Annotated in this window: 19 protein-coding genes and 1 pseudogene; 12 read left to right on the forward strand and 8 right to left on the reverse strand. The window is 40.3% G+C overall.

Features of this window, described 5'->3' with window-relative positions; genetic code table 11:
• Window positions 1-12 precede the first annotated feature (12 nt).
• The 4 genes from F994_RS13625 to F994_RS13640 all read right to left on the reverse strand — a co-directional run bounded on the left by F994_RS13625 (window position 13) and on the right by F994_RS13640 (window position 5,533).
• Window positions 13-1,152, reverse strand: coding sequence for an acyl-CoA dehydrogenase family protein (locus F994_RS13625; RefSeq protein ID WP_004651126.1), 1,140 nt, complete (start codon window positions 1,150-1,152; stop codon window positions 13-15).
• 83 nt (window positions 1,153-1,235) lie between these two features.
• A complete protein-coding gene (locus F994_RS13630; protein WP_004651128.1) occupies window positions 1,236-3,119 on the reverse strand; it encodes a feruloyl-CoA synthase in 1,884 nt (627 codons plus the stop codon).
• Window positions 3,120-3,208: 89 nt separating this feature from the next.
• Entirely contained in the window at window positions 3,209-4,660 is a 1,452-nt protein-coding gene (locus tag F994_RS13635; RefSeq protein ID WP_004651129.1) for an aldehyde dehydrogenase, read from the reverse strand.
• Between the two features lie 39 nt (window positions 4,661-4,699).
• The gene (locus F994_RS13640; RefSeq protein WP_004651130.1) at window positions 4,700-5,533 is read right to left on the reverse strand and encodes a p-hydroxycinnamoyl CoA hydratase/lyase; all 834 of its coding nucleotides are present in this window, start codon (window positions 5,531-5,533) and stop codon (window positions 4,700-4,702) included.
• Between the two features lie 266 nt (window positions 5,534-5,799).
• Here F994_RS13640 and mhpT point away from each other — a divergent pair, with 266 nt between their 5' ends.
• The 3 genes from mhpT (at window position 5,800) to F994_RS13655 (ending at window position 8,410) form a co-directional block, all read left to right on the forward strand.
• Entirely contained in the window at window positions 5,800-7,020 is a 1,221-nt protein-coding gene (gene mhpT / locus F994_RS13645; RefSeq protein ID WP_004651131.1) for a 3-(3-hydroxy-phenyl)propionate transporter MhpT, read from the forward strand.
• A gap of 61 nt (window positions 7,021-7,081) precedes the next feature.
• Window positions 7,082-7,528 (forward strand): MarR family winged helix-turn-helix transcriptional regulator, encoded by a 447-nt coding sequence (locus tag F994_RS13650; protein ID WP_004651132.1) that lies wholly within the window; start codon window positions 7,082-7,084, stop codon window positions 7,526-7,528.
• Window positions 7,529-7,732: 204 nt separating this feature from the next.
• On the forward strand, window positions 7,733-8,410 hold the full coding sequence (locus tag F994_RS13655; protein ID WP_034697230.1) for a GntR family transcriptional regulator: 678 nt from the start codon (window positions 7,733-7,735) through the stop codon (window positions 8,408-8,410).
• Between the two features lie 111 nt (window positions 8,411-8,521).
• Here the strand turns inward: F994_RS13655 and F994_RS13660 are convergent, their stop codons facing one another.
• Both F994_RS13660 and F994_RS13665 read right to left on the reverse strand, forming a co-directional pair.
• Window positions 8,522-9,466: a PDR/VanB family oxidoreductase gene (locus tag F994_RS13660; RefSeq protein ID WP_004651135.1), complete on the reverse strand. Its 945-nt coding sequence runs from the start codon at window positions 9,464-9,466 to the stop codon at window positions 8,522-8,524.
• A gap of 11 nt (window positions 9,467-9,477) precedes the next feature.
• Window positions 9,478-10,536: an aromatic ring-hydroxylating oxygenase subunit alpha gene (locus tag F994_RS13665; protein WP_004651136.1), complete on the reverse strand. Its 1,059-nt coding sequence runs from the start codon at window positions 10,534-10,536 to the stop codon at window positions 9,478-9,480.
• A gap of 204 nt (window positions 10,537-10,740) precedes the next feature.
• Between F994_RS13665 and F994_RS18040 the strand changes: the two are divergent.
• The 9 genes and pseudogenes from F994_RS18040 to F994_RS13705 all read left to right on the forward strand — a co-directional run.
• Window positions 10,741-10,854, forward strand: a pseudogene (locus F994_RS18040) (malic enzyme-like NAD(P)-binding protein); the annotation flags it as partial.
• A gap of 116 nt (window positions 10,855-10,970) precedes the next feature.
• Window positions 10,971-11,882: a LysR family transcriptional regulator MumR gene (gene mumR, locus F994_RS13670; protein WP_004651137.1), complete on the forward strand. Its 912-nt coding sequence runs from the start codon at window positions 10,971-10,973 to the stop codon at window positions 11,880-11,882.
• A 331-nt stretch (window positions 11,883-12,213) separates the two neighbouring features.
• On the forward strand, window positions 12,214-13,467 hold the full coding sequence (locus tag F994_RS13675) for an NRAMP family divalent metal transporter (RefSeq protein ID WP_099049329.1): 1,254 nt from the start codon (window positions 12,214-12,216) through the stop codon (window positions 13,465-13,467).
• Window positions 13,468-13,487: 20 nt separating this feature from the next.
• Window positions 13,488-14,246: a LamB/YcsF family protein gene (locus F994_RS13680; protein WP_004651139.1), complete on the forward strand. Its 759-nt coding sequence runs from the start codon at window positions 13,488-13,490 to the stop codon at window positions 14,244-14,246.
• 18 nt (window positions 14,247-14,264) lie between these two features.
• Window positions 14,265-15,071 (forward strand): putative hydro-lyase, encoded by an 807-nt coding sequence (locus F994_RS13685; RefSeq protein WP_004651140.1) that lies wholly within the window; start codon window positions 14,265-14,267, stop codon window positions 15,069-15,071.
• Between the two features lie 19 nt (window positions 15,072-15,090).
• Window positions 15,091-16,680, forward strand: a complete 1,590-nt coding sequence (locus tag F994_RS13690; RefSeq protein WP_004651142.1) for a 5-oxoprolinase subunit B/C family protein — start codon at window positions 15,091-15,093, stop codon at window positions 16,678-16,680.
• On the forward strand, window positions 16,670-18,409 hold the full coding sequence (locus tag F994_RS13695; RefSeq protein ID WP_004651143.1) for an acetyl/propionyl/methylcrotonyl-CoA carboxylase subunit alpha: 1,740 nt from the start codon (window positions 16,670-16,672) through the stop codon (window positions 18,407-18,409). Before F994_RS13690 ends, F994_RS13695 begins: the two co-directional genes overlap by 11 nt.
• Window positions 18,410-19,073: 664 nt before the next feature.
• Window positions 19,074-19,661: a hypothetical protein gene (locus F994_RS13700; RefSeq protein WP_228128056.1), complete on the forward strand. Its 588-nt coding sequence runs from the start codon at window positions 19,074-19,076 to the stop codon at window positions 19,659-19,661.
• Window positions 19,662-20,188: 527 nt separating this feature from the next.
• Window positions 20,189-21,412 carry a CaiB/BaiF CoA transferase family protein gene (locus F994_RS13705; RefSeq protein WP_004651145.1) on the forward strand — a complete coding sequence of 408 codons (1,224 nt, stop codon included), beginning with the start codon at window positions 20,189-20,191 and terminating at the stop codon, window positions 21,410-21,412.
• A gap of 139 nt (window positions 21,413-21,551) precedes the next feature.
• Here the strand turns inward: F994_RS13705 and F994_RS13710 are convergent, their stop codons facing one another.
• Together F994_RS13710 and F994_RS13715 are read right to left on the reverse strand one after the other, a co-directional pair.
• A complete protein-coding gene (locus F994_RS13710; RefSeq protein ID WP_004651146.1) occupies window positions 21,552-22,256 on the reverse strand; it encodes a nitroreductase in 705 nt (234 codons plus the stop codon).
• 241 nt (window positions 22,257-22,497) lie between these two features.
• Entirely contained in the window at window positions 22,498-22,986 is a 489-nt protein-coding gene (locus tag F994_RS13715; RefSeq protein WP_004651147.1) for a MarR family winged helix-turn-helix transcriptional regulator, read from the reverse strand.
• Window positions 22,987-23,141 lie beyond the last annotated feature (155 nt).

Raw genomic sequence — 23,141 nt, forward strand, 5'->3', positions numbered from 1 at the left:
TTATCTTTAAGCCTATTTCCCTAATAGCTCGCGAGCCACGATTTCTTTCATAATTTCATTGGTTCCGCCGTAAATTTTTTGCACACGTGCATCGACAAAAAAGCGTGAAATTGGGTATTCCTGCATATAGCCGTAGCCACCAAACAACTGGAGTAGTTGATCCATAATTTCGCACTGGGTATCGGTAATAAAACATTTCAGTGCCGCGACCTCAGAGACGGTAAGTTGCTCTTGGCTATATAAATCGGCACATTGCTGCACAAAAGCTTGCGCAGCCTTTGCTTTAATTTGAGCCTGTGCAAGGACAAATCGGGTATTTTGAAATTGACTTAGTGCTTGACCAAAGGCTTTACGTTCTTGTACATAGGTTTTGGTCAACTCAATTGCGCCTAACATGGAACCAAGTGCCATCATGGAAATACTGAGTCTCTCACGAGGTAATTCTTGCATCAGGTAGCTAAAACCTTTGCCCGCTTCCCCTAAAAGTTGGTTGTTAGGAACATGAACTTGATCAAAAAAAAGCTCGGCAGTATCTTGAGCATGTAACCCAATTTTTTTAAGACAGCGACCTTTTTTCACACCTTCAAGCTGTGCATCGACCAATAAAATTGAAATGCCTTTTGCTCGTGCTTGAGGATCCGTTTTTGCCACCAATACAATTAGATCTGCATGATGACCATTCGATATAAAGGTTTTAGAACCATCGACCAGATAATATTGATTGTGCAAAATCGCTTGGGTTCGAATCGCCTGTAAGTCTGAGCCAGCATTGGCTTCTGTCATGGCAATCGCGCTAACGACTTCCCCTGTTACCATTTTGGGTAGCCAAAAGTTCTTTTGTTGTTCTGACCCTATATTTTGAATATAAGGGGAAACCAGTTCGCTTTGTCCACCGATGGCTACAGCCAGTGAAGTAAAACCAGCCTGAGCCGTTTCTTGAACCAACATCAGTGAATAGTGGACTGGTGCGCCATATCCACCATACTGTTCTGGGACATCTACACAAAGAAAACCATTTTCACCAAGTCTGTTCCAAATCTCACGCGGAATTAATCCTTGTTCTTCCCATTGCTCATAATATGGGGCAACGTATTCATTTAAAAACCGTCGGAAATTATCTCTAAACAGTTCAAATTCGCTATCTATTTGCATAGTTTTACCTATTGGGTAAAAAGTTAAAGACAAAAAGGGATCAACAACTCTATAAAATAGAGTTGTTTTTCTTGTAGTTAAGGCTAATTATTCAGGGTGGGAATTCTAATGATCAGCGCATGATCAGCAACTTTGCTATATAGGGCATCTACGAGATTGCTACGTTTTTTTAAAATATTGCTTTGATTCAGATTACCTTTATCTGTCACTTCGCCCAGATCTAACTGTGGTGCTTCGGTCATCAAATACAACATGGCGACCCGATTAGAACTGCCCGTTGCATCTTTATTAAATGCAATCAGAAATTGTTTAAACCAATGTTGGATTTTGGGGTGTTGTAAAATTTCTTCAGCTGAATGTTCTGTTAATTTCAAACCTGCATAAGTCGCGCACGCTTGTAATTTCGGGAAGATTAAAAAACCAATGGCATTTAAATTAGAACCCGTGACACAGACATCATGAATGAGTTGGTTGCCTTGGATCAGAACTTTATTGCGTAATGTTCCGACATTAACAAAAGTACCTGTATTTAACTTGAAGTCTTCGGCAATTCTGCCATCGTACATGAGGCCTTGACTTGGGTCAGATTCATCGACCAAACGGACTGCATCGCCAGTACGGTAGAAACCTTCTTCATCAAAAACTTGATTCTGTTGATGCTCCGTTAAACGCCAGTAGCCCCGCATGACATTTTGACCACGCACACAAAACTCTAATTTGTCATGGCTGGGAACAAGTTTAATTTCACAGCCAGGTGCAGGGTAGCCAATAAAACCGGCTTTTACATGAGGGCCTGTAGAAAATGTGCAGGATGGTGCGGTCTCGGTCATCCCCAAACCACACATAATCCGGATGCGTTCACCGCAATGTTCTTGGGCAATTCGATCTAGACGATTCCATCCAGCTTCTGAGAGTGCTGCACCTGCAAAAAACAAAATTTTAACTTTAGCAAAAAAGGTATTTCTTAATGCTTTATCTTTTTCTAAAGCTTCAGTCAGTTCTTCCCAACCTTTTGGCACATTTAAATATACGGTTGGAGAAATCTCTTTTAAATTTTTGATGGTTTCATCAAATTTGCCTGCAACAGGTTTACCATCATCAATATAAATGGTTCCGCCGTTGTAGAGTGCAATGCCGACATTATGGCTTCCGCCAAAGGTATGATGCCAAGACAGCCAGTCCAATAATATAGGTGGTGTATCTTCAAATTCAGGAAATGTTTGTAAAAGCATTTGTTGATTCGCACACAACATTAGATGTGTCGTCGGAACCGCTTTGGGTAATTTTGTGGAGCCTGAAGTAAATAAGAATTTGGCAATTTGATGCTCATCTAGATGTGCATAATGATCTTGAACATTATGCACTGGCGTATCAAGTAACCTTTGAAATGCTGTGCATGCCGTATTGCCTAAAATTCCAGAGTTTGTAATAACTTCTACATCCGGCTTGGCACAGCATTGAATTGCATTTGCGAATGCTTGCCCATCATTTGCAAAAACCAATCCTGGCGTTAAAACATCAAAAACATGTTTAAGTTTGTCAAAATCTTGAGAAATTAAGGAATAAGCAGGAGAAATAGCAGAGAAGGGTACACCTGCTAGCATGGCACCCATCGACAGTAATAGATGCTCTAAATCATTCCCAGACAAAATCAGCAGCGGACGTTCGGCCGATAAATCACTGCGGTTATGTAAAGCTTGTGCAATATGCCATGCTTTTTGTACAGTATCTGAATAACTGAGTTTCGTCCATTCACCTTGAGCATTTCGTTTTGCAGCAAAGGTTCGATCTGGATGCGATTTAGCATATTGGAGTAAGCGATCCGTCAGTTTTTGCGGATAATCTTTCAATTGTTCTTTTGGAGATATATAGAGCGTTTCATTATCATAATGAAAATTAATTTCATGCCCACCAAGTTTGACTAAACGCTCTGGATAGTTTTGTGGGGCAGCATTCATTTGCGCCATTGTCTTACTCCATATCAATTTTTTTATAACTATTTTTAGTCCATTTGAATAAAGAGTTTGTTTTTCTTACTCTCGATCCCTGTCTGTATTTAAATTGGATAGTGTCTTGGGGTTGTTTGAATGGTAATCCAACGCAGTTCAGTAAATTCGGCAACAGATGCTTTACTACCAAAGCGACCATAACCACTTTGTTTTACACCACCAAATGGCATTTGCGCTTCATCATGAACCGTTGCACCATTGATATGACAAATCCCTGATTCGATTTGTTTTGCTACTGCCAAAGCTTGAACAATATCTTGACTAAATACTGCGGAAGACAAACCAAATTCACTGTCATTTGCAAGTTGAATGGCTTCTTCATCCGTTTTAAAGCGTTGAATCGTGCATACTGGTGCAAATGATTCTTCACGATAGAGCTTCATTTCTTGCGTAATATTCACAATAATAGTTGGCTGCATCATAGCACCCTGAATATTAATTCCGAGTGGCAAATCCGCCCCTTTTGTTTGAGCATCTTCTAATAAGTGATGTAATCGGTTAGCCGCTTTTTCGCTCTCTAATACCCCCAAAGGATAATTTCCTTGAAGTGGATTAGCAGCCTGAATAGTTTTGGTTTTTTCAATTAATTTTTCAATAAATTGGTCGGCAATTTGTTCATCAACTAAAACACGTTCCGTCGACATACAAATTTGCCCTTGGTTAAAAAAGGCACCAAATGCAACTGCATTCACCGCATCTTCAAGATTGGCTTTATCTAAGACTACAACAGGTGCCTTACCGCCAAGTTCAAGTAATACGGGTTTTAAATATTTTGCCGCAGTCTCTGCAATAATCTTTCCGACATGGGTTGAACCTGTAAAGTTAATCCGTTTTGTCAGAGGGTGTGAAATTAATCGCTCTACAATTTGCGGCGCATCTGTAGCAGAGTGAGTAATCACATTGACCACACCTTCGCCTAATCCAGCCTCAAGTAATACTTCAGCAATTAAGCGATGTGTTGCAGGGCAGGCTTCTGAAGCTTTTAATACCACAGTGTTGCCACAAGCCAAAGGCATTGCAAGTGCCCGTGTGGCCAAAATAACAGGGGCATTCCAAGGTGCCATACCGACAATGACGCCACAGGGTACACGAATACCCATTGCTAAGTTACCTGGCACATCAGATGGAATAATACTGCCATCAATCTGTGTGGTCATCGCTGCTGCTTCTCTAAGCATATTGGCTGCAAGGTGAACATTAAACCCATACCATGTGGCAGTTGAACCTGTTTCACGCATACCAATCTGGATAAATTGTTCAGTCTTTTGATCCATCAGATCAGCAGCTTTTAATAATCTTAAGCGACGTTCAGTCGGTGACAATTTAGACCAGATATTAAATGCCCGATGTGCCGATTCAATTGCTTGATCGACATCTTCAAGCGTTGCTGCTGAAGCAACGGATGCCACCGTGCCATCAATTGGGCTAATTCGCTCAAAGGTTTGTGCTGAACTTGAATTTACAGATTGTCCGTGAATTAATAACTGTACATTTTGCATGGGTAATGTTTCCTTACATGTCCATTAATAAGTGTGGAATTAGCCAGTACGTTTATAGCTTTGTAAGCCTGGTTTAATGGTTTTCTCATCCAAGAACTGTTTTAAACCTTCTTCGCGGCCACCTTCCGTATCACGGTGAATACACTGATCAAGTTTTGCGTATAAATAATCTTCATTTTGATCCCAAGTGAGTTCACGACAGCGCTTGAAGCCATTTTTAGCAGTACGCAGTACAACAGGGTTTTTTTCCAGCAGAATATTGGCCAGTTCTGTAACTTCTGCTTTTAACTGTTCGAGTGGAACACTTTTATTTACCAAGCCCATTTTTTCGGCTTCTTGTCCACTAAATGTTTTGCCGGTCATGATGTAATAAAGTGCAGTACGATGGCCTACAGTGTCTGCCATAGCTTTACTGACCAAATTCCCCGGTGGAATTCCCCAGTTAATTTCAGACAGACCAAATGTGGCTTCATCAGCTGCAATCGCTAAGTCACAGGCCACTAAAGGTGAAAAACCGCCGCCAAAACACCAGCCATTGACCATCGCAATGGTTGGTTTAGAGTACATACGCAGTAATTGCCACTGCCAGCGACATGAATCACGACGAATACGTTCGTTATAGATTTCAGGTTGTGAATCTACCTCACGGAAATATTCTTTTAAATCCATTCCTGCTGTCCAAGAATCGCCTGCACCTGTAAGTACAACGACACCGGCTTCTTGATCTAATTCTAATGTTTCTAAAACATCAATCATTTCTTTATTGAGGGTAGGACTCATTGCATTTTTCTTTTCTGGGCGGTTTAACGTCACCCAAGCAATACCAGCTTCTACTTTAACATCCACTGTTTTCCAACGATTTTCATAAGTCATTATTGTTTCTCCATGATGACTGAGGGTTGCTTTATGTTTTTTAATTTAATATCAGTTAAACTTACATTCAAGTGTTTTTTAACTTATTTTGCATTTATTTTATAATTCATTGTATTTATTAATATTAATAATTATTTATTAATATTAATAAAAATAATGATTGTTTTTTATATAAGTTTGGGTGATATTTTTAACGTTATTTTTTGCAAAGAAAAATAGCTATACAGGATGTGTATTAATTAAAATTGAAGACAAGGATAATGCGAATGGAAAAAAGTGTAAGCCATTCAGGGAAAGCCACATTAACGCTGGCTCTGTGTTTTGCTATCGCAATTTTTGAAGGTTTTGACCTGCAATCAATGGGCGTAGCAGCACCGCGTATGCGAGCAGAATTTGGTTTGGATAATGCTCAAATGGCATGGGCATTTAGTGCAGCAACTTTGGGAACATTGCCCGGAGCTTTATTAGGTGGTCGTTTTGCAGATAAAATTGGACGAAAAAAAGTATTAATGTTCAGTATCTTACTTTTTGGAATTATGTCGATTTTAACTGCTTTTGCAAGTCAATATAGCGTATTGATTCTAATTCGTTTCTTAACAGGATTAGGCATGGGCGGAGCCTTACCCATGATGATTACTTTGGCTTCGGAAGCAGTCTCAGATAAATACAAAGGAACCGCTGTTAGTATTATGTACAGTGGTATTCCTTTTGGCGGTATGCTGACATCATTTGTGGCAATGGCTTTAGCGGGTGACAGTGAATGGCGTCATATTTTTTACATTGGGGGATTGGCTCCAGTATTAATGATTCCATTATTACTGAAGTTTTTACCCGAATCGAATGCCTATTTGGTCAAAGGCCATCAAGCGACAGTACCATTTATGCAAGTACTTTTTGCCAAAGAACGCCGTTTCTCTACGGTACAAATTTGGATTAGTTTTTTCTGTACCTTGGTGGTTTTATATTTCTTATTAAATTGGTTACCGTTATTGATGGGTGCTCAAGGTCTATCAAAAAACGAGGCCAACTATGTGCAAATTGGTTACAACATCGGTGGAATATTTGGTTCAATACTCATGGGATTCTTGTTAGATAAGCTACGCATGAGTTTTGTGATTAAGCTGATTTACGCTGGGATTTTGGTTGCATTATGCTGTCTTGCTATTTCTCCAACAGTTGCATTGCTTTCATTATCAGCAATTGGTTGTGGATTATTTATTGTCGGTGGGCAATCGGCACTTTATGGTTTAGCTGCCAGATTTTATCCAACAGAAATGCGCGGGACTGGCGTAGGGGCTGCTGTTGCAGTGGGTCGCATCGGTTCATTTGCAGGGCCATTATTGGCAGGAATGCTATTGTCCTTTGGTTCAAGTGCTGGAATGGTGATCGGGGCGAGTATTCCAATGATTTTACTTGCTGCAATAGCGGCGTTAATGCTGGTGAGCAAACCTAAGCAACAAACGCAATTATTAAGCAGTTCCACTTAATTATTTGATTTGAAGTATGATCTAATAGGTCATACTTCATCATATTTAACCCAGAGTAGATATGCCCAACAACTTAATGAAATCAAATGAAAATCAGTCACCTAAACTCAGCTATATGATTGCTCGAGTGGATCGGATTATTAGTAAATTATTAACAGAACAACTTAAACAGCTCAATATAACCTTACCTCAGTACACTGCGTTATCTGTCCTTGCAGCCAGAGGAAGTCTGTCAAATGCTAAACTGGCAGAGCGTTCATTTATAAAACCTCAGTCAGCCAATAAAATTTTGCAAGATTTATTAAGTTTGGGCTGGATTGAAAAGCATTCTGATCCAACGCATGGTCGAAGAATCTTAATTCAGCTTACTACAAGTGGTCAGAATAAAATTGCTGAATGTAATCTGATTGTGGAAGCTTTAGAGCAAAAAATGCTGAAAGATGTCGATATTAATTTAGCATTACTGATTCGAAATAATTTAGAAATTATGGTCAATAACCTCAAGTAAGAGCGATTAAAAAGAGTCTGTGACTTTATTGGGGTAAATCTTTTTCAATAAAAAAATCACTAAAATCTGTGATTTTCACCTTCACGACTTTCATGAGATGTTCTTATCGTTGCCTATAAAAGGCATATTGTATTCAGATTGCTTAGATTCAATGAAACCTGTAGCATCACCTTAAGAAAGCTTGATGAATAAAGTGTGCATACTATGTCTTCAGGACAACAGGTGTTAATTGAACTCAGAAAAATGATTATTTCCGGTGAATTCGAAGGCGGTGCGCGCATTGCAGAAATTCCAACCGCAGAATTATTGGGCGTATCACGTCAACCTGTTCGTATGGCTTTTCGCTTATTGGAACAAGAAGGATTATTAATAAAAAATCCGACGCGTGGTTATACCGTCCGAGAAATTTCAGCAAAATTGATTCATGAAGCACTTGAAGTCCGTGGTGTATTGGAAGGTCTTGCCGCAAAAAATCTGGCTGAAAAAGGGCTTTCTGAAGAACAGAAAAAGACCTTACTCAAGTGTATTCAAGAAACAGAAAAACTATTTCAGCATGGAAGTTTCGATGATGATGGTCTTGAAATTTATCATCATTACAATGTTATTTTTCATGACACGATTATTCAGGGAGCACATCATGTTGCTCTGATGCAGGCGCTTGCAAAAAATAATCAGTTACCTATGGCTTCTGCTCAAGCAATTACCTACGATAAAGACAATGGCTTTAGTGAATACCGTCGTCTTCACTATGCACATTTGCAGCATTGTGCAATTTACGATGCTCTTGTTCATGGCAAATCAGGAACTGCTGAAAGCTTAATGCGTGAACATAGTAATGTTGTTATTTTAGGTGAAAAAATAAAGGCGATTTTAGCCGAATAAAAATGAGGGGCAGTTCAGAATTGTTATATGTTTTATCTATAACGCTTCCAAGCCCACTTTAATGTAATACAAAAGCCCGTAATAGCCAAAGTTATGGGCAGTTTTTTCTCATTATAAATCAAGCACCAATATTTTAGATTTAGAGCGGGAACAACAAGGTGTAAACTGATTATTCATTGCTTGCTCTTCTTCGGTCAGGAACATATCGCGATGGTCTGGTTCGCCCTCAATGACATGGGTTAAACATGTTCCACAAATACCTTGTTCACAAGATACAGGAATACAATATCCATTTTCTTGCAGTGCTTGGACAACAGTTTGATTTTGTACCACGGTGATGCGTTGACCGGTAGATTTAATTTCTAAGCTAAATTCGCCGTTATCAGAGATATCTTGAGCGACGGCCACAAAATGTTCTTTGTGTATTTGCTCTGCGTTCCATGCATTATTTTCCGCAGATTGAATAATAAAATCCATGAAGCCATTTGGACCGCAGACATATAAATGATGTGAATTCTGTGGTTCACCTAGAATGTTTTGGATATCTGCTTTTGATTCAGGTTCATCATCCACATGGAAGAATATTTCCCCGTGAAATTGTTCCTGCAATTGTGTAGCAAAAGCCAGTGCTGACTTGGAGCGTGCAAAATAATGCAGTTCAAATAGAATATTTCGAGCGCTTAATTCATGTGCCATTGCATAAATGGGGGTAATCCCGATACCTCCCGCAAAGAGTTTGGCTTTTTGGGTTGAAGCTTGAATGGGAAACAGGTTGCGCGGTTCGCTAATTTTTAGTGTGTCACCAATGTTGAGACTTTCATGAATATAGCGTGAGCCTCCACGTGAGTTTTCATCATTTAATACCGCAATCATATAGCGGTGGGTTTCACTGCTACAGTTTGCTAAGGAATATTGGCGAGTGATCCCATTCTGCAAAAATACATCGATATGTGAACCAGCCGAAAATGCTGGTAAGTCTGATCTGTCTTTCTGAACCAACTCAAAGCCCAAAATTTGCGAAGTTAAAGGCAGAATATTTTGAATGATAACGTCCATGTTGATGCTCCTTATGCAATATTCATATTTTGAATTTTATGCTGCTGATTTTCTTGTTCTAATAAACGGTCAATCACTTTACGGGATTGCACCCCGCCTGCATCAATATTGAGCATTAACAATTTACGTTCAGGATTATTCAAAATATTTTGCTGTTGTTGTTCTAGCATATCGAGGTCTTCAGCAAAAATTTTACCCTGACCTTCACGAATTTGCGCAGTGAGTTCATCATTGTCTGGTTGGAAATTACGAGCCATTCCCCAGAAATACCAATGTGATGTTTCTGTTTCAGGGGTAATAAAATCAACAACAATAGAAGAAACTTTTTTATCTTTAGCCGCATGGTATCCACCATGACCTGCATGTGCTACGCCTACTTCAATATGAACATTACTTGGGGCGTAATAGTGGCAAATCTGCCAGCGATCTACAGGAACGTCATCTGCCAGATTATTTCCTCGTAATGCCATTTTCCAGAAAGGAGGTGCTTCTACATTTTGCATATGACGTTCAGTCATCACCCGATCACCATCTACTTTGGTTGTTGGTAAAGCATCATCAATTTCTTTTTGTCCAATGCTGTTGGCATGAACATAGGTTTCATGAGTCAAGTCCATAAGGTTATCAATCATCAGTTTATAGTTGCAATTGATATGATATAAGCCACCCCCATACGCCCATTCATGACTTTCAGCCCATTGCAGTACAGGTAATGTTTCTGCTGTTGCTAGAGATTGTTCACCTGGCCAAACCCAAATAAAACCGTATTTTTCAAGAGTTGCAAAACTTTTATTACATGGAAAACCACGCACACGTTGAGAGGGCATGGAAACGACTTTTCCATCACAGTCCATTTCTAAACCATGATAGCCACAGACCAAATTGCCATCTTGAACATAGCCAAGAGAAAGGGGAGCACCACGGTGTGGGCAGAAGTCTTCTACAGCAGCAACTTTATTTTTATGAGCTCGGTAAAATACAATTTTTTCACCACAAATCGTCCGTCCTAAAGGCTTTTCCTGAAGTTCTTCTGGTCGACAAGCGACATACCATGCATTTTTAATAAACATTAGGATCTCCATATCTTCCTTGTTATTGGATCCAATTTATGCTTATTTAAATCAATATTCAACATAATTTGTCTTTATTTTATGTGATGTGGATCCATTTTGTGTTTTGATCTAAATTTTTAGATATATCATTACCATGAGGGGCAGGCGTGAATTGCGATGGAAAGTACTTTTGTTTCAGTCAATGATTAGGGCAAAATTTAGAATATTTCCCAATGTAATAACTCGTATATTTTCTGTGAAATGGGTTTGGGGGGAATGACATCAGGTGCCACACGCGTGACCGACAGTAGGTTAATGGCTGCAAGTAAAGGTATTTAAAGATAAAATATTCAATTTAACGATTGCTGATTAAAAAAATTAAGAATGTTTAATTTTTTCAGTGAATTGTGGTGCATAATTTATAATACAGCAGTCAAAATTAGACCAAGAGTGTGAACCTAAAAAACCTCGAAGCATTTTACTGGGTCGTGACCTTAAATAGCTTTAATAAAGCAGCAACAAAATTACATACGACTCAGCCAGCGATTTCTCAAAAAATTACCGCCATTGAAAATGATTTGGGTTTTAAAGTACTGGACCGTAGTTCCCGGCAAATCAAGGCAACCCATAAGGGCATGACTTTATTTAAATATGCTGAAAAATTCATGCGACTTGAAACAGATTTGGTTGCAGAATTGTCTGAAAGCCAGTATTTCACGGGGACGATTCGTTTGGGGGTATCTGAAACCATTGTGCATACATGGTTAGTGGAATATATGGAAAAAGTTCAGCAGGAATTTCCTAAAGTTTCAGTTGAAATTGTGGTGAGTTTAACACCAGATTTACAAGACGCGGTTCGTACGGGTGAACTGGATATGGCTTTTTTACTCGGGCCAACCCTGCCTTTTGAATGTATTGAACGTGCGCTTTGTGATTTTGAACTGAGTTTTTTAGCTGCGCCATCATTTAAAGGCAGCATAGGGCAAATGTCCTTTAAAACATTGATGTCTCACCCGATTTTGACTTACCCGAAAATCACCTATCCGTATAAAGAATTAAAAGCAAGAATGAAGGAACAAAATATTGATGAACCGCTGTCAATTACCAGTTATTCATTAACCACTTTATTGCGTTTAGCAGAACAGGGTTTGGGGATTGCCGTTGTACCGACACTGACGGCATTAAAAGAAATTTTAGAGGGACGTTTGGAAATTTTAAATACGCCCATTCAACTAAAATCATTTCATTTTACCGCGATTTATACGCAAGGTAATAATGCTGCTTTAAAGGAAAAACTTACCGATTTGGCGATTTTAACAGCTGAAAAAGCCATGAAAAAATTGAATGATAAAATCAAACATTAAGTGCTGGGACATCATGTTCTTGAGGTCTTGTATCCGTTAAAAAATCCAAAAATATTTTAAATATTGATAATAAGAACTTATAACAAGTCATAAAGATTCATTATTGAAATCCTTTTTAAATAATTAATACTATTAAATTCAATAATTTATATTTATCATGTTTTGAGTAAAGTCTTATTGTGGCTCATGCCTGTCCTATGCTTTTATTTTAAATACAAGATTTGGTTCATCATAACCAGAAAATCTTACCAATTTAAAGGATTAAAGAATTTCATATTTTAGAAAAATTGATGTTCTTTGCTCAACTTGAAATAGCGTTGATTAAGCTCAAATGGATGAGGAACGCATAAATATGTCTGTATTAAAATCTTCTTTTTTATCTGATCGTCAATGGGCCATTGTTGCATCTATCTTTATGATGGCAACCTCCGCAATGGGGCCAGGATTCTTAACCCAAACTGCTGTTTTCACAGTGAAGTTAGGTGCTGCATTTGGTTTTGCAATTTTAATTTCCATCATCATTGATTATGTGGTTCAACAAAACATTTGGCGTGTCGTGACACTGACGCAAATGCGTGCCTCGGATATTGCCAATAAAGCCTTGCCGGGCAGTGGTTATTTACTGGCATTTCTGGTGATTTTAGGCGGTTTTTTCTTTAGTATCGGTAACATTGCAGGTGCGGCTTTAGGTCTCAATGCATTATTTGGGTTAGACACCAAAGTGGGCGGTGTTTTAAGTGGTGCATTAGCGATTCTTATTTTTGCCTCTCGAAAAGCCACACTTGCCATGGATAAAAGCATGATTGTTTTGGGTTTACTCAAAATTATCCTGATTGTGATCGTGGCATTCATTGTGATGCCGCCTGTCGGTCAAGCCGTTCAACAGACTTTTGTGCCAGACCAGATTGATTTTGCCATCATTACCACGATTGTCGGTGGAACAGTGGGTGGTTATATCTGTTATGCAGGTGCACATCGATTATTGGATAAAGGGGCGGTTGGCCCAGAAAATATTGATGAAGTTGCCAAAGCGGCAACCAAAGGCATCATTGTTGTTGGGATCATGCGTTATGTACTGTTCTTGGCTTTCTTAGGCATTGTTGTCAGCGGTGCTTCGATTGATTTAGCCAGCCATGATGCCAATCCAGCAGCACAAGCGTTTCAATACGCGGCAGGTACATTTGGCTTTAAACTTTTTGGTTTGATCTTCTGGGCAGCCGGAATCAGTAGCACCATTGGCGCAGCTTATACCTCAGTTTCATTCTTTAGCGCATTTAAAAAGAACTTAACCCCTAAACAAACCAACTACACCACCATTACATTTATCTCTCTTGCGTTATTGCTTTACGTCGTACTGGGTGCAACACCTGCCGGTTTGCTTATTTTCGTTGGTGGCTTTAATGGTTTGGTATTGCCAATTGGTTTGACCATTTTTGTTTATGTTGCCGCTTGTCGTAAAGATATGCTGGGGGATTACAACTATCCAAAATGGTTGCTCGTTCTTGGTGTACTCACCTGTATGTTGACATGGTGGATGGGCTATATGTCCTTTACCACAGTCTTTAACTACTTAACCAAACTCTAAGTGAAAAGGGATTGCATACCATGTTTGTAGATTTAAATAGTGACTTAGGTGAAAGTTTTGGTTCATGGAAAATGGGCAATGATGAACAAATTTTACCTGTTGTAACCAGTGCCAATATTGCGTGTGGATTTCATGCTGGTGATCCACTGGGTATTTTAAAAACATTGAAACAAGCTGTAAAACTTGGTGTAACCATTGGCGCACATGTGGCATATCCCGACTTGGTTGGATTTGGTCGTCGCAATATGGATTTATCACCAGATGAACTAATTGCCGATGTGCTGTATCAAATTTCAGCACTGGATGGACTGGCTAAAGTTGCTGGTTCAAAAGTGAAATATGTGAAACCACACGGTGCGTTATACAACACCATTGCCAAAGATCAAGTTCAGGCTCAAGCCGTTATTGATGCCATTCAGATGTATAACCCTGAACTGGTTTTGGTTGCGCTTGCAGGCTCAAATTTGGTTGAACAAGCAAAAGCTTCAGGCTTAAAAGTGGTTTCAGAAGCATTTGCAGACCGTGCCTATAACAGCGATGGATCACTGGTATCTCGCCGTTTAGCAGGCGCTGTTTTGCATGACTCAGAATTTGTCGCAAAGCGTGTAGTCTCCATGCTGCAAAATGGCGGTGTCGAGTCGATTGATGGTGTATTTACCCCCATTCAAGCCGATACGATTTGTTTACATGGTGATACGGATGGCGCATTGGAAATGTCAGCCGCCATCAAAGCTGAATTGTTAAAAAACAACATTCAAATTCGCCCATTTTGTGAATAAGAAACAAGGAAGAATGTGATGCTCAAGGATATCAAAGTAGATCCAGTCCAACTAAAGGCAGCATTGGATGCACGCCATCAAATACGTGCAGGTTTTGATCAACCCACTGCGGGCATGGCCGCAGGCATGACTCAGGTGAATATGATTTCGGTGCCGAAAGCATGGGCGTATGATTTTCTTCTCTATGCACACCGTAACCCACAAAGCTGTCCTGTTTTAGATGTTTTAGAAGAAGGCATATATGCCACAAAACTTGCAGCGGATTCTGATATTCGTACCGATTTTCCACGCTACCGTATCTGGAAAGATGGGGAAATGGTCGATGAAGTGACTGATGCCAGTGATATTTATCATGCGCACCCAGATTTAGTGACCTTTTTAATTGGCTGTAGTTTCTCCTTTGAAACCGCTTTGCAGGACGCGGGTATTGAGGTACGTCATATTCATGACAATACCAATGTGCCGATGTACTTAAGCAATATTGAATGTCTTCCTGCGGGGCGAATTTCAGGCAATATGGTGGTGTCGATGCGCCCGATTCCTTCGCATCAAATTAGCGAAGCCGTCAAAATTACTGCGCGTATGCCAAGTGTGCATGGTGCACCAGTGCATATTGGTCACCCTGAAAGCCTCGGCATTTTAGATATTAACCAACCCGATTTTGGTGAAGCTTCCCGTATTGAAGCTGGTGAAATACCGGTGTTTTGGGCATGTGGTGTCACACCTCAAGCAGCGGTCATGAACTCAAAAATTCCATTTGCGATTAGTCATGCACCCGGTCATATGTTTATTACCGACATTCCTGATCGAGCTTGGATCGGTTAATCAAAAAAAGGAACAGTAAATGCAGTTTTTATCGGTGAATGCTGACTGTTTTTTGATTGAACTTTCAAGTTTAGAAGAAACATTGGCGCTATATAGCAAATTGCAAAATGCACAGCTCAAGGGGGTTAAAGATTTAATTCCTGCGGCAAAAACAATACTGGTTTTTTTTAATGAAATTGAAACTCAATTTCAAGCACTTGCAGCAGTCATCAGTAGGTTTGAAATCGGGTCAAGTCTTGAGCGCAATGCGCAAGAGGTCATTATTCCGATTCACTATACTGGCGAAGATTTAGCTCAAGTGGCAGAGTTACAGGGCTTATCTGTTGCTGATGTGATTTTGAAACATCAGCAAAGTGTTTGGAATGTGGCATTTATTGGTTTTGCACCCGGTTTTGCTTATCTGAGCAGCCCAGATCATCCTTTTAGCGATATTCCACGTTTAAAAGTGCCACGGAAAAAGATTCCCGCGGGTTCGCTTGGACTGGCAGGAAAATATTCAGGCATTTATCCAAAAGATAGTCCGGGTGGTTGGCAGCTGATTGGTACAACAAATGAGAAAATGTGGGATTTAGAACGTCAAAATCCAGCCCTTTTATTGCCGGGGATGACCGTACATTTTGAAGATGTGACGCATCATCCGGTATCGGTGAGTGTGCCAAAACAGATTATCCCAACAGAAAAGCCATCTGTCGAACCGGTATTTAAAATTACCGCACCGAGTCTACAAATGTTGATTCAGGATGAAGGTCGTTTTAATCAAACCAATATTGGTGTGGGTACAGCAGGAGCCATGGATTTAGCCGCAATGCATAGTGCCAATCGCATTGTCGGTAATCCAATCCAGTGCGCTGTAATTGAAGTGTTGAATGGTGGTCTAAAAGCCAAAATGCAAGGTTCCGCGGTCATCGCAGTGACAGGTGCAAGATCAAATATTCAGGTGAAATTTGCCGATGGCCAAAACGCTGATTTTGACAGTTATCAAGCCATCGCATTAGATGCAGGGGATGAGTTTCAAATCCAAACCCCAACTGCTGGGCTACGAAATTATTTATCTATTCGTGGTGGGTTTGATCTTCAACCTGTTTTAAACAGTTATTCATTTGATAGTTTGGCTGTACTCGGCCCTGAACCATTAAAAGTGGGTGATGTGCTTTATCAAGGTCAGGTTGCGACAAGCAATATCAGTCTTTATGAAACCGCTAAAGCGAATCTGCCCATGGTCGGAGATACGGTTGAATTGGATATTGTCATGGGACCGCGTACCGACTGGTTTGATGCAGACAGTATTGAAAAATTGTGTCAACAAACGTGGTTGGTCACCAATGAAAGTAATCGGGTTGGGCTACGGTTATCAGGATTAAGCCCTTTATCACGCAAAATTACTCATGAACTGGAAAGTGAAGGCACTTGTATTGGCGCTCTACAGATCCCGCCAAGTGGGCAACCTGTTTTATTCATGAATGATCATCCTTTGACGGGTGGATATCCTGTCATTGCATCTGTAGCCAAACATCATTGGGATTTGGTGGCACAAATACCTGCGGGTTGCCACATCAAATTTAACAAGATTGAAGAATTTAAAAAGATTGAGAATGGATATGAGCACTGAACAACAATTGACTGAAAAACTGCTGATTGCCAACCGCGGTGAAATCGCTGTTCGTATTATCAATGCTTGCCGTGATATGGGCATCGCATCGGTTGCTGTGTATGCCGATGATGATATCAGCAGTATGCATGTTGAACTGGCGGATGAAGCTTGGGGCTTGGCCGGTGCAACGGCAAAAGAAACCTATTTAAGTATTCCTGCCATTATTGATATTGCTAAAAAGTCCAAAGCGACGATGGTCCATCCGGGCTATGGCTTTTTATCTGAACGCGCTGAGTTTGCCCAAGCGGTGCTTGATGCAGGGCTGAAATGGGTTGGCCCATCGCCAAGTGCAATTGAAAAACTCGGTGATAAAATTGAAGCGCGTAAAATTGCAGCTTCGGTGGGCGCACCTTTGGTACATGGGACACAAGATCCACTGCAAAATGCTGATGAGGCATTAGATTTTGCCAAACAATTTGGTTTACCGATTGCCATTAAAGCAGCCTTTGGTGGCGGTGGCCGTGGTCTAAAAGTGGTTTGGAAACTGGAAGATGTCAAAGAACTGTATGACTCGGCTGTACGTGAAGCGCAAGCCGCTTTTGGTCGTGGTGAATGCTTTGTTGAACAATACTTAGATCAGCCACGCCATGTCGAAGCACAAGTGATTGCCGATCAACATGGCAATGTTGTGGTTTTAGGCACACGCGATTGTTCGCTACAACGTCGTAATCAAAAACTGATTGAAGAAGCACCAGCGCCTTTTGTTAGTGATGCGATTTATCAAGAAATTTTAACCTCCGCTAAAAATATTTGTCAGGCAGCCAATTATATTGGGGCTGGAACGGTTGAATATTTATTAAGCCGAGATGGAAAATTATCCTTCTTGGAGGTGAATACGCGCTTACAAGTTGAACATCCTGTGACGGAAGAAACCGCAAAAGTTGATTTGGTGGTTGAACAAATTCGTGTGGCACTTGGACATGAACTCTCGATTAAAGAAACGCCAAAAGCTGAAGGTCATGCCATTGAGTTTCGTATCAATGCAGAAGACCCAAGCCGTGGGTTTATTCCTGCCTTTGGTACCTTAAGTTTGTTTGAAGCACCATCGGGTAATGGTGTTCGTATCGATACAGGTGTACGTACAGGTTCGCTTGTTTCAAGCCATTTTGACTCTTTAATGGCAAAGTTGATTGTGACAGGGCCAACCCGTGAAATTGCGATTGCTCGCGCAAAACGTGCTTTAAAGCAATTTAAGATTGAAGGGATTGCCTCTGTTCTTGACTTTCATCGTGCGGTTTTAAATGAATCGGATTTTACCGATGAATTTAAAGTCCATACCCGTTGGATTGAAAATGACTTTAAACAAGATTTGAAACCGATAAAACGCAGTATTCCAAACCATCAACAGCCGATGCTTTTAAGCTATATTGAAATTGATGGAAAATTACATCGTTTAGGTTTACCAGCGGGTATGTTTGCGCAAGGAGCTGTTCCTGCTACACAAGCAGAGTTATCGCCAATACAAGAGGTTCAGCCTGAACATTTACTTGCACCGATTAATGGTGTGATTAGTACATGGAAAGTTCAGAATGATGAACAGGTGCAAGAAGGGCAAGTGGTTGCGATTATGGAAGCCATGAAAATGGAAGTACAAGTATTGGCACATCGTTCTGGGAAAATGGTCATTATTGCTGAGCAGGCAGCAACCTGTCAGGCAGATCAGCCAATTGCTCAAATCATTATATGAAAAATAATCATTAATGCAGTCCGTTCAAAGCTAAAACTAAATCTGAGTGTTTGGTTTTAGCTTTTTGGACTGCCACCAAAATTCTAGACAAAGATCATCTCAATTTTTAGCTATACAGCTTTACCCGCTTTGTAAGCTATTTTGTTCTAATGATCTTATTTGTTATGGAATCTGTGCATTGTGGTACATCATGTTGACGTAATAACTAAATATGATTAAAAATTGATCTACACAAGAATAGTTATGCTTCATTTTAGTTTTAATTATATGAAAAATATGTTGTGTAACTTTAATTAGGTTTTACAAGCATGATTTTTCGTTTGAAGAACATGTAGAAACGCTACAGCACGTGCGTCCTTATAGTATTTAGTTTAGCTATTCTTGTTGTTGGGTTTAGGCACTTTCTGCACCTATTTTTCCTGTTGAGTAACAACAGTTCTAGGTGGCCGTAGCGCAATTGCAGTACATCATTTGAAGTACGTCCGATCCGAATTTTATCGCGAAGGGTATGTATTTTAGATGAGTATGGCATGACAGTTATGCTGCACGGATCTCTAGTATATGCCAGCTTTTTTATCGATTTGTGCTGACAGTAATAGAGTAAAACAGTGTTACTCGCTCGATCGGTGAGTCTAATCCAGTCGTCTTCTAGGTGTTTTCACTCATGATGCAAGGAGAACGTGCTATGAATTTCCCTAAAGTGTTGATGATGGCTGGATGGATTGCGCTGTCTGCATCCACAGCTTTCGCTGCCGATCAAATGAAGATCAAGGGTGGGGCTGACAAGCAAGCCATCGCTAGTGCAATAAGTGCAGCGCCGAAAAAAGTGGGCGCGGCGGCCACCATTGTGGCCATGGGTGCCGATGGAAAGATGCGCACCTTGCGAAAAGGCAACAACGCCTTTACCTGTATGCCCGATAATCCGGCGACTCCCGGCCCCGATCCGATGTGTATGGACAAGGCCGCTTTGGAATGGGCAGAAGCTTGGATGGGCCACAAAACACCTACGGTTGGTAAGATTGGCTTTATGTACATGCTGGCAGGTGGCACCGATGCCAGCAACGTGGACCCGTATGCTAAGCAACCCACCGCTGGCAACCACTGGATCAAGACAGGTCCTCATGTCATGATAGTCGGTGCAGAATCCAGCTTCTACGACATGTACCCTAAGCATGCTCAGCCGGATACGACTGTTCCCTATATCATGTGGCCAGGAACGCCTTACCAGCACTTAATGATCCCGGTCAAGTAACACAGATATGGGTGATCTTCACCTGATTCAACGGTGAGCACATCCAAAGTTTACTTATGGTTTATCGAGCCGTGGTCATGATCTGGTGCGGTTAGATTTAGATATTGAGCCGTGCCTAAATGACATCATCCTTATCCTTTATTTCAGCGGATCGCTTTCGGTGACCGCTGAAATTCAAATCAGGCTAGGGAGTAAACACAGTTTCGTCTGTAAAAAAATCTAAATCATTGGGTTAAAGTCAGAAAATTAATTTTTTAATTATTATCCATAAATGTGTCATTTCAAGGGTTCAATTGACAACATCTTCATGCTCATAACAACAAAATAGATTTAATTTTTTATTAACAATATGCTCCGGTTTCAATAATGAATCATTTATTTTTTGAGCAGTGAATCGTTTCTCTTTTATTTATTCAGCCAGTCAATTTCTTAAAAAATCATTTTATAATTTTGTCTATGCTTCTGATACTTAAAGCATCGGATGAATAGGGACGTTAGCAATTTAATGAGAATAAATGAGGGAAATTATGGGTGCTTTAACAGGATTTAGGGTTCTGGATTTAAGTCGAATTCTTGCAGGGCCATGGTGTAGCCAAATACTGGCAGATTTAGGTGCAGAAGTGATTAAAGTTGAAAAACCATTTCAAGGAGATGATACCCGCATTTGGGGGCCTCCGTTCCTAAAAAATGATGCAGGTGATGATACCGGAGAGTCTGCTTATTATTTATCGACTAATCGTGGCAAGTATTCAGTCGCTATTGATATGGCGACTGAAGAAGGGCAAAGCCTGATCAAAAAAATGGTTTTAGACAGTGATGTCCTTATTGAAAATTATAAAGCCGGGTCATTGAAAAAATATGGTCTCGATTATGAAAGTCTAAGCCAAATTAATCCTAAATTAGTGTATTGCTCTATTACAGGCTTTGGGCAAAAAGGGCCGCGAGCCCCTGAACCGGGTTATGATTTTATTATACAGGGCATAGGCGGTATGATGAGTGTCACGGGCGAACGTGATGATTTACCGGGTGGCGGACCGCAGAAAGCTGGGCTGGCATTTGCAGATTTAACAACTGGCTTATATGCCGCCATTGCGATTCAGGCCGCACTATTGTCACGTGTTACGACGGGTGAAGGGCAACATATTGATATGGCTTTGCTGGATACGCAAGTTGCTTCACTTTCGGTACTGGCTATGAACTATTTAAATTCTGCTCAAGTACCTGAACGTTTAGGTAATGCTCATGCCAATATTGTTCCTTATCAGGTGTTTAAAGCTCAGAAAGAGGAATTTATTATTGCCTGTGGCAATGACCAGCAGTTTAAGGCTTTATGTGAAAGTATTGGGTTGCCTGAGCTTTGTGAAAATCCGAAATTTGCTCAAAATAGAGGACGAGTCACACATCGCGAAGAAATTACAGACATATTGCAACAACATTTTATGAGTCAACCTGCAAAAACTTGGGTTGATCGAATTCACGCAGTAAAGGTTCCTGTTGGGATGATTAATAACTTGCAGCAGACCTTGCAAGAGGAGCAAGTGGTTTTTCGTCAAATGCTGGTTAACATGCAACATCCACTGCGATCAGACTATGTGTCAATCGGTTCTCCAATCAAACTATCCAAGACACCAGTACAATATGTCAAAACACCACCTTATTTAGGCGAGGATACGGATGCTATTTTAAACCGATTTATTTCCACAACTGAATTACAGCATTTAAAAGAAAAAAAGGTGATTCAACAAGGTTAAATAAAAAGGGGAGCCGTTAAATGGCTCCTCTTTTTAACAGTCTTTTTCACACATAGTAGCTTATGATTGATGCGCTTAAAGTCTAAAAAGTATTTTCATTGAGTGAAATACCTTAATTTTATTACCTTGTTTTTATTTTTCATTCGTAAAAAAGGGCAAAGTCCTCGACAGGTACGCGTGAAGTATGAAAGCTGTTTACAATCTGTGTCAGGTCAGCATAACCCAGTGCAATGGCGCAGACCAGTTCTTCATCATCCGGTATATTTAAGATATCGAAGATAATCGGATAAAAAGGATTCCATGCAGCCTGTGGGCAGGTATCTAAACCTCGGGCTTTGGCTGCAATCATCACATTTTGAATCATCATTGAAATATCCATTTTTGAACCCGTTTCTAATGTTTTATTGAGCGTAAAAAACAGACCGACAGGGGCATCAAATAATTGGTAATTACGGAGATGTTGCATTTGCATCTTTTTTTGTTCACCTTTTTGAATATCCAGTAGGCCATATAGCCCCCAGCCATTTTCACGGCGGCGCTCAATAAAAGGAGAAGTCCATTGTTCAGGATAATATTTAAACGTTTCCTGATAGTTGTGCGCCAGTTCAGGATGATTAAATAACTCGATTTGTGCCTGACAGACTTGATGAATCAACTCTTCGCGTTTTTGTCCTGTGACGACATAGACTTTCCAAGGCTGAATATTGTTGCCTGAGGGTGCACGGCTGGCAACGGTTAAAATATCTTTAATCAGTTGCGTTTCCACTGGAGTACTGGAAAAAGCGCGAACGGAGTGCCTTGACGTAATAACCTGATCAACCAGATCTCGTTGTTCTTGATGCATTTGAATTCCTTTTTGGGGATGTTGAGTGTTCTTAAATCGGTAAAAAAATCCTGAAAAAATAAATGTTGCAATGGACGTCACTTGGCTTTCAGAGTTTTTGGCTGTCAGAGTTTAGGGATTACGCAGGGTTTTTCTTAAGCGATGGGTTTCCGGCTATTTTTTAATTTTACTCTAGATTGAAAAAACATCACTCACGACATTCGCTAATAAGGTATGCCTAGATTTGATTTGCATACGTTACTCAAACTGCGACATCTTCAATTTTAATTCGCTTAAGTCCATCATTTAATGTGTTGAGTAAATGAATGAGCGAAATCGTATCATCAAAGACAAAACCCTGCATTGCCTGACTGTAAAATTCAAAAATTTTGCCTTGTAAGTCTGCCCACGTTTGCTGTCCTAACTGCGTGAGAGCAACATTTTTGGCTCGTTTGTCATGGCTTGCAGCGACACGCTGTACTACAGCATCACGTTCCAAGCGCTTAAGTACGCCATCTAAGCTTTGCCGGCTTATTCCTAGATATTCAGTTAGATTTGATAATGACATGCCCATACATTTTATCTGGGGGCGAGAAAGTGCACCGAGCACTGACCAATGAACAGGCGAAATCCCCAATTCCTTTAAACATTGCCGATCCAGACCATTGCCGACCTGAAAGAGCCGAAAAAAAAGTCGATTATGAATGGTATATAAAGACTGATCGTAATATGAGGGATTCAAATCATGCATGTGCTTCAGTTGGCCTATCTTCGTATAGATCATTTATAAGTATGTCTATTGGCTGTGGGTATAAACCTAAGTACTCAGCCTTAGCTTTGATCTGAGCGTTCAAAAAGCAGAAGTCAGCACGATGAAAAAGAAATATCCGCATCATCAAGCCGTCT

The organism is Acinetobacter bohemicus ANC 3994, from assembly GCF_000367925.1.
Lineage (GTDB): Bacteria > Pseudomonadota > Gammaproteobacteria > Pseudomonadales > Moraxellaceae > Acinetobacter > Acinetobacter bohemicus.

Excerpts from the sequence above, each read along its gene's own strand:
- F994_RS13625 (WP_004651126.1), bottom strand. The coding sequence starts at position 1,152 with ATGCAAATAGATAGCGAATTTGAACTGTTTAGAGATAATTTCCGACGG.
- F994_RS13630 (WP_004651128.1), bottom strand. The coding sequence starts at position 3,119 with ATGGCGCAAATGAATGCTGCCCCACAAAACTATCCAGAGCGTTTAGTC.
- F994_RS13635 (WP_004651129.1), bottom strand. The coding sequence starts at position 4,660 with ATGCAAAATGTACAGTTATTAATTCACGGACAATCTGTAAATTCAAGT.
- F994_RS13640 (WP_004651130.1), bottom strand. The coding sequence starts at position 5,533 with ATGACTTATGAAAATCGTTGGAAAACAGTGGATGTTAAAGTAGAAGCT.
- mhpT (WP_004651131.1), top strand. The coding sequence starts at position 5,800 with ATGGAAAAAAGTGTAAGCCATTCAGGGAAAGCCACATTAACGCTGGCT.
- F994_RS13650 (WP_004651132.1), top strand. The coding sequence starts at position 7,082 with ATGCCCAACAACTTAATGAAATCAAATGAAAATCAGTCACCTAAACTC.
- F994_RS13655 (WP_034697230.1), top strand. The coding sequence starts at position 7,733 with ATGTCTTCAGGACAACAGGTGTTAATTGAACTCAGAAAAATGATTATT.
- F994_RS13660 (WP_004651135.1), bottom strand. The coding sequence starts at position 9,466 with ATGGACGTTATCATTCAAAATATTCTGCCTTTAACTTCGCAAATTTTG.
- F994_RS13665 (WP_004651136.1), bottom strand. The coding sequence starts at position 10,536 with ATGTTTATTAAAAATGCATGGTATGTCGCTTGTCGACCAGAAGAACTT.
- F994_RS13675 (WP_099049329.1), top strand. The coding sequence starts at position 12,214 with ATGGATGAGGAACGCATAAATATGTCTGTATTAAAATCTTCTTTTTTA.
- F994_RS13680 (WP_004651139.1), top strand. The coding sequence starts at position 13,488 with ATGTTTGTAGATTTAAATAGTGACTTAGGTGAAAGTTTTGGTTCATGG.
- F994_RS13685 (WP_004651140.1), top strand. The coding sequence starts at position 14,265 with ATGCTCAAGGATATCAAAGTAGATCCAGTCCAACTAAAGGCAGCATTG.
- F994_RS13690 (WP_004651142.1), top strand. The coding sequence starts at position 15,091 with ATGCAGTTTTTATCGGTGAATGCTGACTGTTTTTTGATTGAACTTTCA.
- F994_RS13695 (WP_004651143.1), top strand. The coding sequence starts at position 16,670 with ATGAGCACTGAACAACAATTGACTGAAAAACTGCTGATTGCCAACCGC.
- F994_RS13700 (WP_228128056.1), top strand. The coding sequence starts at position 19,074 with ATGATGCAAGGAGAACGTGCTATGAATTTCCCTAAAGTGTTGATGATG.
- F994_RS13705 (WP_004651145.1), top strand. The coding sequence starts at position 20,189 with ATGGGTGCTTTAACAGGATTTAGGGTTCTGGATTTAAGTCGAATTCTT.
- F994_RS13710 (WP_004651146.1), bottom strand. The coding sequence starts at position 22,256 with ATGCATCAAGAACAACGAGATCTGGTTGATCAGGTTATTACGTCAAGG.
- F994_RS13715 (WP_004651147.1), bottom strand. The coding sequence starts at position 22,986 with ATGCATGATTTGAATCCCTCATATTACGATCAGTCTTTATATACCATT.